The following is a 9916-nucleotide window of genomic DNA, read 5'->3' as shown; positions in this document are numbered from 1 at the left end:
AGCTTCTTCAGCTTGAACTTCTTCAAAATTGCTGACAGAGAGAACATCGTCTACAACCAATCCGATTTTAAATGTTTTCCATTCTGCTACAATAACTTTAGTCGTTGCTGTGATAGCAGTAGCTTGCTTAAAAAGACGTTCACTTAAATCAATGATCGGCAATAGGTTTTCATCATACGGAATCGCACCTAGTAAATAAGAAGAGGTGTCCGGAATTTTTGTCGGCTGCTCCATAATGATAATTTTTTCTACATCCGTTATTGGAATAGCAAAATTTTGATGATTGCTAGTGAAAACAATAAATTTTTCCATTTGATCCCTCCTAGGAATACAGTAACAATATGTGTTTCGAGTCTAACACCTTTTTACTCACTCGTTTACTTAATCAGTCGTTAGTTTTGTTAAACAACAGAAAAACAGTAAGAGAACTTTTATTTAAGCAACAGTAATGGATATCATCTGCTCAAATGACTGAATCTCCTCCGTTTTTCAATTGTTATCAACTAATTGAGTAGCCTTTTGTCTACTTTCTACTGACTCGTTTAATTAATTTTAAACTGTTTTGCTTCTTCATTTAATTGTTTCGCAATATTGTCTAGATCTGCAATACTAGCAGAGAATTCTTCCATCGTTGCTAAAATTTCTTCTGCATTTGCAGAAACTTCTTCTGTACCGGCAGAATTTTCTTGTGCTGATGCAGCAATGTTTTCAACAGCCGCAACTGCTTCGTCTTTATGCATTTCAATTTGCCCGCTTAAGCTGGCCACACTGATAATGTTTTCGACTAACACTTCCATTTGATCAGTAACCGTATTAGCTGAATCGATTGCTTCGTCAATAGTTCGTGTTTGTTTTTCACTTTCCTCAAACGACTGATTCATTTTAGCGATCATCGTTTGTGAGCTCTTTTGAACTGTTTTAATAATGTCTCCAATGTTTTTAGTTGATTGAGCACTTTGTTCAGCCAATTTTCTAACTTCATCTGCTACTACAGCAAAGCCTCTGCCTGATTCTCCTGCACGAGCAGCTTCAATCGAAGCATTCAATGCTAATAAGTTGGTCTGTGCTGAAATACCGCTGATTACTTGACTGATGTTTTCAATGCTTTGGATTTCTTCGTCTACTGCATTGATACTTTCAGTTAATTGTACCATCATTTCAATATTTGCTTGCCAGTTTTCATAAACGTGGAACATCTTTTCACTGTTACGTCCATTTGCCACTGTTGTATCATCTGCACTTTGACCCATTTTTTGAATGTTTTGACCTACTTCTTCTAAGACATTTGATAATTCTTCCATTTTGCCTGAAGTTTCTGTTGCATCTTGCGTTTGGACGCTTGTTGCTTCAGCTATTCCTGTGATCGTATCCGAAACTTCTTCAGTAGCTGAACTCGTTTGTTTGGCTATTTCCGTTAAAGTAGTCGACATATCGATTATTTTGTGACTGTTTTGTTGTATCTCATTGACCATTGTTCTGAAGTTGCGCACCATTTCATTAAATGAAAAAGCGATTTGGTTCAATTCATTTCCATTTCGATCAATTTCTTTTTCTTTTATTCTAGACTCTTTTTTCTTCTTAACCCATTTTATTCTAGGCAAGATGATCAAATCTTTTGCTGTCATTTGAGCTGTTAAATCTCCGGCTTGAACTTTACTAAAAGCATTCGTCAAAGCGGTCGTTAGTTTTTTAATGTATCTTGAGAATAAGATCGCTGCAATTAAGGCAACCACTAAAGCAATCAGTAAAACAACCAATCCGCTATTAAGGCTTGCTTTGTTTTCTGCTGCCATTTCATCTGGTTGAACGGCTCCATATACAATCATTCCGAGTCTGTCGACTACTTTATAATAGACATCAATATTCTTATTGTAAGCATCATCATGGACAAAGCCCGCTTGGTCGTCTGATTGTTCGAATAAAGGGCTATTCGACACATTTTTCCCAATCTTTTCAGCATCTTTTGCCATCAAATACGTTCCTTTATCTGAAAGCACAAAAAATTCGCCGGTATTTCCAACTTGGGAGGAAGTAATCAACTTATTGATTTTTTCAAAACTTAAATCTAAACCTAGCACACCGTAAACTTCGCCATCATGAACAATCGCTTTCGAAATTGTCATAACAGGTTTTCCCGTTACTGCATCTGTATAAATTTCACTCCAATAGAGTGCACCATGCCGCTCGATTGCCCGCTGATACCATTCTCTCGTGGTACTGTCAAAGTCTGGGCCTAAGTCTTCACCAATCAAAGTTTCTCCTACTGGCGTATAATAAGCCTCTCCTATGTATAAACTGCTTGTTTTCACAAACATCAAATCTTCTAAGATATCTTCTTCAAGTGATGCATCTGTTTTTAGCTGCCAAAAATTATCTTTTTGAGCTAATACTTCTAATGTGTCTTCTAATTCTTGTCCGGCCCAATCTAACTGAGTAGCAAATTGCATCGTGCTGCTTTTTTCGCTGGATTCAACGCGTTGTGTTAGTGAAGCTTTTGTACTGTTGTAGCTCATCAATAGAACAATGATAACAGGTATGATCACAACAAAAAATAATGTCAAACCAACGTTCATGCCGATACTTTTTTTCCGGGACTTCATTCTTTTAACTTTGTTTTTTCTTTCTTTACGGACCACTTTAAAATCCTCCTCTTATAATCGGTTTTCAGCAAAGCATTCGTTAGAGTTTGTCTTTTTTAAGTTCATCCTCTTCTTTTCAGCTACTACAAAAACCTGTTTATTTTTGCGTCAATTCGCTCTCTCTTATATCGGTCAATTTATTCTTTTTTTAAGCGCTTTTTTATATTTTTTAAAAAGAACCATTTAAAAATCGCTATTTAACATAAGTTCTAGTAAGTTAAAACGTTTTCTTGCGGGATTTCTTTTTAGTATACTTGTGTTGAGCAACCTATTATGTAAGAAAAGGAGTAGATTTATATGAGTAAATTAAAAGGAAAAGTAGCTATCGTTACAGGTGCCACTTCTGGAATCGGTGAAGCAACTGCGAAGTTATTTGCGGCAGAAGGGGCAAAAGTTGCTGTAGTCGGCCGAAATCAAGAACGAGGCGAAGAAGTAGTAAAAGCGGTTAAAGATACAAATGGTGAAGCGCTTTTTGTCCAGACAGACATGACAAACAATGAAGAAATCAAGAACTGTGTCTCTAAAGTGTTAGACACCTATGGCACAATCGATATTTTATTTAACAGTGCAGGCATTCACGATGCTTATCATAATGCAATCGAAACCGATGAAGAAGCTTGGGATAAATTAATGAATGTAAATGTTAAAGGGCCTTTTTTAATGTCTAAAGCTGTTTTACCAACGTTATTAGAAAAAGGAAAAGGCACTAATGTTGGATCTCAAGGTAGTTTTGTTGCCGGTCCCGGCGGAGCAGCTTATGTTACCTCAAAGCATGCACTTGTCGGTTTTACCAGACAATTGGCTTATGACTTTGGCAGCGAAGGTATTAAAGCTAACTTGATTGCTCCCGGATTTATTGATACCAAAATGACAGAAGGAATTGATGATCCGCGCTTGAAAGACATTCCAGCTGAACGTGCTGGAAAGCCCGAAGAAGTGGCAGCAGTAGCTTTATTTTTAGCTTCAGATGAATCGGACTATATTCAAGGTACTGAAATCAAAATCGACGGCGGTTGGACTGTCGGCAGATAAAAATCCTGATTTCAAGAACCACGCTCTATTTTTGGGACAAACTCAATGTTTTTTAGCAGTAGTTTGTCCCATGTACATAAAAAAGACCCCTTAAGCAGCCAGAGCCTTACTTTTTGCTCTGTTTGCTTAAGAGGAGTTTTCTTATTTTTCATAATTATTTTGTTCTTCAATTTTTCCGTGTTCACTATGAATAATAGCGATCGTACCTGCTTCTTTTGCTAAACGGTTAGCTTCGTCCGCAGCTTTTGATTTTGAATCAGTAGTAAAAACCGGCTTGTCTTCGCCTTCTTTCTTAACAGCCCAGCCTTTGTCTTCATGAGGTACTGCATGGAAATGAGCTTTATCTGTTCCTGAGCGTTCTTCAAAATATTGATCGCGTTCTTTTTTCTTATCTGCCATTAGGTTACCCTCCTTTAACTAGTGATTAGTTTAGGTATACCATCGAGCACTTTTCTAGTCAAATTAAAAGGCTTACATTACAAACGAACCAGCTGCTCTTTTTAAGAAAGAACGGCTGGTTCGTTTAGTTAAGAATTTTTAGGATTGTTGTTCTGTTGTAAATGTTCCAATAGGTAGCTGATCATTGATCAATTCTCCATTTGGATCCAGGTTCTCTTTTTGCTTTTGACCAGTTTTCCAAAATAGAGCCAAGATAGCTAATGACAAGATCAGACTAAGAACATAAGTAAGGGTTGTTAAGCCCATTTTAAAGCCAATAGGTTCACTGAAAATATAAACCACACAAGCATACAACATAAATGTTCCAGGAATTAAGGTTACCAAATAATTTTTATTTTTCAGATACAAATAACGAGTGGAAACCAATAAAGCAATCACTGCCGTTACTTGATTAGCCCAGTTAAAATACCTCCACAAAATATTGAAATCCATATTGGTCAAGATAAAAGATATGGCAAACAACGGAATCGTGACCATAAGAATTTTTTTGATCGTATCTTGTTTAATATGCAAGTAGTCAGATAAAATTATACGCAAACTTCTGAAAGCAGATAAACCAGAAGAAATCGGCAATACGATTACCCCAATAATCGCCACGGTCCCTACTACATTGCCTAATAGCAGTACAGATACTTGGTTAACCACTGCAGATGGAGTACCAGCATTGATCATTTGGCTGAGTGTTTGTCCATCAAATAGAGACATAGAAGCTGCGGCCCAAATCATAGCAATCACACCTTCTGCAATCATCATGCCATAGAAAGTAAACCGTCCTTCTCTTTCGTTTGTACTGGTTCTTGATACCATTGGAGCTTGTGTAGCATGAAACCCTGATAATGCTCCGCATGAAATGGTAAAGAAAATGGCTGGGAAAATAGGAGTTCCTTCGGGATGAAAGTTTTGCATTGTGTTTAAAGTAAGATTTGGAATCGCGTGATTTCCAAATAGCAGACTAAGCCCGATTGCAATTGTACTAATAATTAAAATACCGCCAAACCAAGGATATACTTTTCCCATGGCTTTATCGATTGGTAAAATTGTTGAAATAATATAATACACAAAAATCAATAAGACGACTATTCCTCCTGTTAACCAACTAGGTGTAATGCTTTCAATCAAGCTGGCAGGAGACGTCACAAATACCGTACCCACTAACATTAACAGCAGCATAGCAAAAATATTGACCACATGTTTGACCGGTTTGCCTAAATACTTGCTGGCTAATTCTGGCAGTTGTGCTCCGTTATTACGCAGTGAGATCATCCCAACCATATAATCATGTACAGCCCCGCCAAAAATACAGCCGATAATAATCCAGATATAAGCTACTGGTCCATACAAGGCTCCCATGATGGGGCCAAAAATCGGTCCAGTTCCGGCAATATTCAATAACTCAATAATAGCATTTTTTGCTTTCGACATGGGAACAAAATCATACCCGTCTTTTAACATTTCTGCCGGGGTTGCACGATCAGGATCAATTGAAAAATTCTTTTCAATGTACTTGCCATACGTAAAATAACCTAGAATCAATAAGATAATGCCTCCAACTAACGTTACCATCTTTTTTTCCTCCTTTTACGATCTGTTTGTAACCCTTTTCATTTAATGTCTCTATTTTACTAAAAGAAGATTTACAAAGAGGAATTTCCAGTCGAAATGACCTTATTTCATGATGAGATGCACGATATCCACTGCGAAATACAGTTCCACTTAAAAATCAAAAAACTCTTCAGTCAGTGTATTTGTCACAATGGCTGAAGAGTTTTCCTATTGAGCTATTCGGTTAAAAGAAATTTTGTTTCTTTAAACCTACTCGGACTATTTAAAGTAGTTGATTCCCATAGCGGCTTTGACTTCTGATAAGGTTTGAGCCGCCACTTTTTCAGCAGACTCACTGCCAGCTTTCAACATCCGGCGCACTCCTTCTTTATCTGCAGCAAACTGTTCCCGATTTTCTCGGATGGGTTTCAAAAAATCCTGTAAAATTTCATTCAGGTACAACTTGATTTTCACGTCTCCTAAACCACCTTGCTGGTAGTGTTCTTTTAGAGATTGGATTTTAGCTTTGTCTGTTCCAAAAACATCTAAATACGTAAAGACTACATTGCCTTCTACTTTTCCTGGATCGTTTACATGGATATGATTTGGATCTGTGTACATGCTCATAACTTTTTTCTTGATTTCGTCTGACGAGTCGGACAAGTAAATACCATTGTTTAAAGATTTACTCATTTTGCCTTTGCCATCAATGCCGACCAATCTTTCTTGACCTTTATCCGGCAGAATGCTTTCAGGCATCACTAATGCATCTGTATTGTAAATGCGGTTAAAATCTCTGACAATTTCTCTTGTTTGTTCAATCATAGGACTTTGATCTTCGCCGACTGGCACATGTGTTCCTTTAAACGCCGTGATATCTGCTGCCTGGCTGACTGGATACATAAAGAAGCCGGCCGGAATGCTTTCTCCAAAATTCTTTTCATTGATTTCCGATTTAACTGTCGGGTTTCGTTTCAAACGCGAAACAGTCACTAAATTCAAATAATACATCGTCAGTTCTGACAATTGCGGAATTTGAGACTGCACAAAAATAGTTGATTTAGTCGGGTCTATCCCAACTGCCAGGTAGTCCAATGCGACTTCAAGCAAACTGTCTTGAATTTTTTTAGGATTCTTGGCATTATCAGTCAGAGCTTGTTGGTCTGCAATCATAATAAAATTTTTATTTTCTGGATCGTTTTGCAACATTACACGATTCTTTAAAGAGCCGACATAATGTCCTAAATGCAGTTTTCCGGTTGGTCTGTCGCCTGTTAAAATAACTTTGCTCATTATTTCTTTCCTCACTTTTTATCAGTTTCGTTTTTTGTCTTCTCTATCATAACATATCCTCATTCATTCCTATGATACATTTGCTGGAAAATAGTAAAAAAGCACCTAAAAAGTTTTTTTTACTTTGGACCTTATTGTTTTATTCCATTCTTTTTCTTTGCTATGCTAAATGTATCATTTCACCTTTAGGAGGAATAAAATGAACAAGTATCTTAAGTTTGGCTTAATGATTGCTACTTCTACTCTAGTCATGTACGCTATGATGTTTTTCAATGTCTTTCAATTGGATCATATTTTTTTCAGCGAAACGCGTGTGTATATGGCATTCATGATGGGTGCTGCCATGGCCATTATTATGCTATTATTTATGTGGAATATGTATACAAATAAAAAGGCAAATATGTTGATTTTATTGGTCAGTCTGGTTGTTTTTGGAGGATCTCTTGGTCTTGTAAGGAGCCAAGCAACGATTGAAGACACTTCTTGGCTAAAAGCCATGATTCCACATCACTCGATTGCAATACTCACTAGTGAACGGGCCCATCTGTCAGATCCACGGGTTCAAGAGCTTGCTAAAAAAATCAGTAAAGCACAACGTGATGAAATTAAACAAATGAAAGAATTGATTGAAGATCTTGAAAATTCTGATTAGGCTGTTTACTTACTTAAGAGTATTCTAGTGTAACAGCTGGTCAAATCGAAAAAATAAGCATTATTATTATTTTTCTACAGCTATTTGTATTAAAATGGAAGCGCAATATACATTAGATCAGAGGAGGAAATTTTTAATGATGAAAGAAAAAACATTTGTATTTCACAATGGTGTGGAAATCCCATATATCGGTTTTGGTACTTGGCAAATTCCTAATGAGGAAGCTTATGATGCCGTAACGATGGCGCTTAAAAATGGCTATACTCATATCGATACCGCTTTAGCTTATCATAATGAAGAAAACGTTGGGAAAGCCATCAAAGACTTTGGTATCTCACGAGAAAATATTTTTCTAACTAGTAAACTACCTGCACAAATCAAAGGCTATGACGAAACTTTAAAAGCTTTTGAGGAAACTCTTACAAATTTGGGAATGGATTACCTAGACCTTTACCTCATCCATGCACCATGGCCATGGGATGAAAAAGGAAAAGATTGCACAGCAGAAAATATTCAGACATGGAAAGCAATGGAAAAATTGTACCATGAGGGTAAAATTCGAGCTATTGGTGTTTCTAACTTTTCAGAATCGGATATTCAAGCATTGATTGATGCCTGTGAAATCGTTCCGATGGCCAACCAAATTCCTTTCTATATCGGCCGTGATCAAGAAAATCTGTTGAATTATTGTAAAAAACATAAAATTGTTGTTGAAGCTTATTCACCTTTAGCAACAGGAGAAATACTCAATAGTTCAGCAATCAAAGAAATGGCCCAAAAATATAATGTCACGCCAGCTCAATTGTGTATTCGTTACTGTTTGGAACGAGAAACACTGCCTCTTCCAAAATCAACTCACGAAGAACGAATTATCGAAAATAGCCAATTGGATTTTCATATCTCAGATGAAGATATGGAAAAATTAAACGCTATTGAAGACGTGCGTAAAAAATAATTTTTCGACATCAGCAGAATGCAAAAAAAGGAAAGACCCATTTTTATTAGGGCTTTCCTTTTTTTGTAGGGCAGGAATTCATAACATCTCCCCATGTCTTAAATGTCTAGCAGGCTTATTCCAATTTTATTATTTCCCCATTAGTGTATAAACTACAAGATACACATTCAAGAAAATAATGACGACGGTGGCTATCCAGGCAATCACTTTCACCCATTTTGAGTTAACAAAACTCCCCATCTTGTGTTTATCGCTGGTAAACAACACCAAGGGAACGAGAGCAAACGGCAATTGCATACTCAAAATAACTTGGCTTAATATCAATAACTCAGCTGTACCGTTTTCTCCAGCAATCAGCGTAACAATAAACACTGGAATAACTGCTATCAGCCGAGTGATAACACGGCGTACCCATGGTTTGACTCTAAGATGGATAAAACCTTCCATGACGATTTGACCGCTTAAAGTTCCTGTAATGGTCGAATTTTGTCCAGAAGCCAGCAATGCTACAGCAAATAGTGTACTAGCAATGGATGCTCCAACTGCCGGTGCCAATAAAGCGTAAGCATCTTCAATGCCGTTGATCACGTGTCCGCTGTTATAAAAAGCAGCTGCTCCTAAAATCAAAATCATCGAATTGATAAAGAAAGCGACTGTCAAAGAAAAGACAGAATCGATCCGCGCGAAAGTAACTGCTTCTTTTTTCCCTTCTTCTGTCCGTTCGTAACTTCTTGTTTGAATAATAGAAGAATGTAAGTATAAATTATGCGGCATAACTGTGGCTCCTAAAATACCTAAGCCCATAAACAGCATATTGGTATTGGTAACAATTTCAGTCTGCGGCAAGTACCCTTTCAATAATTGGACTGCATCCGGATGGGACAAAAAGATTTCGTAACCAAAAATCATAAAAATGGTGGCCATCAATACGGTCACAATACTTTCAATGATTCGGAAATTGCGTTTTTGCAGTAACAATAACAATAAGACATCTAGTGTGGTAATCGTAACTCCCAGTAATAAAGGGATATTGAATAATAATTTTAAGGCAATTGCTGAACCGATCACTTCAGCAATATCCGTTGCAATAATAGCCAATTCTGTTAAAATCCATAAGAAGAAAGAGGTTTTCTTTCCAACTGAGGCACTCGTGGCCTGTGCCAAATCTTTACCTGTAGCAATCCCAAGCCGGGCCGCCATCTCCTGCATCAACATGGCAATCAAACTAGCAATCAGGATCACACTCAATAAAGTATAGCCGAATTCTGAACCGCCTGCTATTGACGTTGCCCAATTACCTGGATCAACATACCCGACAGCAATCAATGAACCTGGCCCCATAAA

General features: G+C 37.2%; 9 protein-coding genes. 3 read left to right on the top strand and 6 right to left on the bottom strand.

The genetic code is table 11. The annotated features are described in order from the left end of the window. On the bottom strand, positions 1-312 hold a 312-nt coding region (locus RT405_RS07565), incomplete at its 3' end, for a chemotaxis protein CheW (protein WP_313468879.1). Between the two features lie 230 nt (positions 313-542). Next, complete coding sequence (locus RT405_RS07560; protein WP_313468877.1) at positions 543-2636, bottom strand: methyl-accepting chemotaxis protein; 2094 nt, start codon at positions 2634-2636, stop codon at positions 543-545. Between the two features lie 300 nt (positions 2637-2936). On the opposite strand from RT405_RS07560, the gene RT405_RS07555 reads away from it, so the two are divergent. Continuing rightward, positions 2937-3671, top strand: a complete 735-nt coding sequence (locus tag RT405_RS07555; RefSeq protein WP_313468875.1) for a glucose 1-dehydrogenase — start codon at positions 2937-2939, stop codon at positions 3669-3671. Positions 3672-3812: 141 nt separating this feature from the next. On the opposite strand, the gene RT405_RS07550 is transcribed toward RT405_RS07555, so the two are convergent. From RT405_RS07550 to trpS, 3 genes are all read right to left on the bottom strand, one after another. Further along, the gene (locus RT405_RS07550) at positions 3813-4070 is read right to left on the bottom strand and encodes a DUF2188 domain-containing protein (protein ID WP_313468873.1); all 258 of its coding nucleotides are present in this window, start codon (positions 4068-4070) and stop codon (positions 3813-3815) included. 138 nt (positions 4071-4208) lie between these two features. Continuing rightward, on the bottom strand, positions 4209-5693 hold the full coding sequence (locus RT405_RS07545; protein ID WP_313468872.1) for a carbon starvation CstA family protein: 1485 nt from the start codon (positions 5691-5693) through the stop codon (positions 4209-4211). Between the two features lie 258 nt (positions 5694-5951). Continuing rightward, positions 5952-6965 carry a tryptophan--tRNA ligase gene (gene trpS / locus RT405_RS07540; protein ID WP_313468870.1) on the bottom strand — a complete coding sequence of 338 codons (1014 nt, stop codon included), beginning with the start codon at positions 6963-6965 and terminating at the stop codon, positions 5952-5954. A 199-nt stretch (positions 6966-7164) separates the two neighbouring features. Here trpS and RT405_RS07535 point away from each other — a divergent pair, with 199 nt between their 5' ends. Both RT405_RS07535 and RT405_RS07530 read left to right on the top strand, forming a co-directional pair. Then, positions 7165-7617: a DUF305 domain-containing protein gene (locus RT405_RS07535; RefSeq protein WP_313468868.1), complete on the top strand. Its 453-nt coding sequence runs from the start codon at positions 7165-7167 to the stop codon at positions 7615-7617. A gap of 136 nt (positions 7618-7753) precedes the next feature. After that, entirely contained in the window at positions 7754-8572 is an 819-nt protein-coding gene (locus RT405_RS07530; RefSeq protein ID WP_313468866.1) for an aldo/keto reductase, read from the top strand. 129 nt (positions 8573-8701) lie between these two features. Here RT405_RS07530 and RT405_RS07525 read toward each other — a convergent pair. Further along, positions 8702-9916: Nramp family divalent metal transporter (locus RT405_RS07525; RefSeq protein WP_313468864.1), on the bottom strand; the 1215-nt coding region annotated here is incomplete at its 5' end.

Origin of the sequence: Carnobacterium sp. (assembly GCF_032094055.1) — a bacterium.
GTDB lineage: Bacteria > Bacillota > Bacilli > Lactobacillales > Carnobacteriaceae > Carnobacterium_A.
Note: the sequence above shows the minus strand (reverse complement) of the source record. Positions and strands in the feature narration are given on the sequence as shown.

What these genes read in the sequence shown, in the direction of transcription:
- RT405_RS07530 (WP_313468866.1), top strand. Translation starts at nt 7,754, where the DNA reads ATGATGAAAGAAAAAACATTTGTATTTCACAATGGTGTGGAAATCCCA.
- RT405_RS07535 (WP_313468868.1), top strand. Translation starts at nt 7,165, where the DNA reads ATGAACAAGTATCTTAAGTTTGGCTTAATGATTGCTACTTCTACTCTA.
- trpS (WP_313468870.1), bottom strand. Translation starts at nt 6,965, where the DNA reads ATGAGCAAAGTTATTTTAACAGGCGACAGACCAACCGGAAAACTGCAT.
- RT405_RS07555 (WP_313468875.1), top strand. Translation starts at nt 2,937, where the DNA reads ATGAGTAAATTAAAAGGAAAAGTAGCTATCGTTACAGGTGCCACTTCT.
- RT405_RS07550 (WP_313468873.1), bottom strand. Translation starts at nt 4,070, where the DNA reads ATGGCAGATAAGAAAAAAGAACGCGATCAATATTTTGAAGAACGCTCA.
- RT405_RS07545 (WP_313468872.1), bottom strand. Translation starts at nt 5,693, where the DNA reads ATGGTAACGTTAGTTGGAGGCATTATCTTATTGATTCTAGGTTATTTT.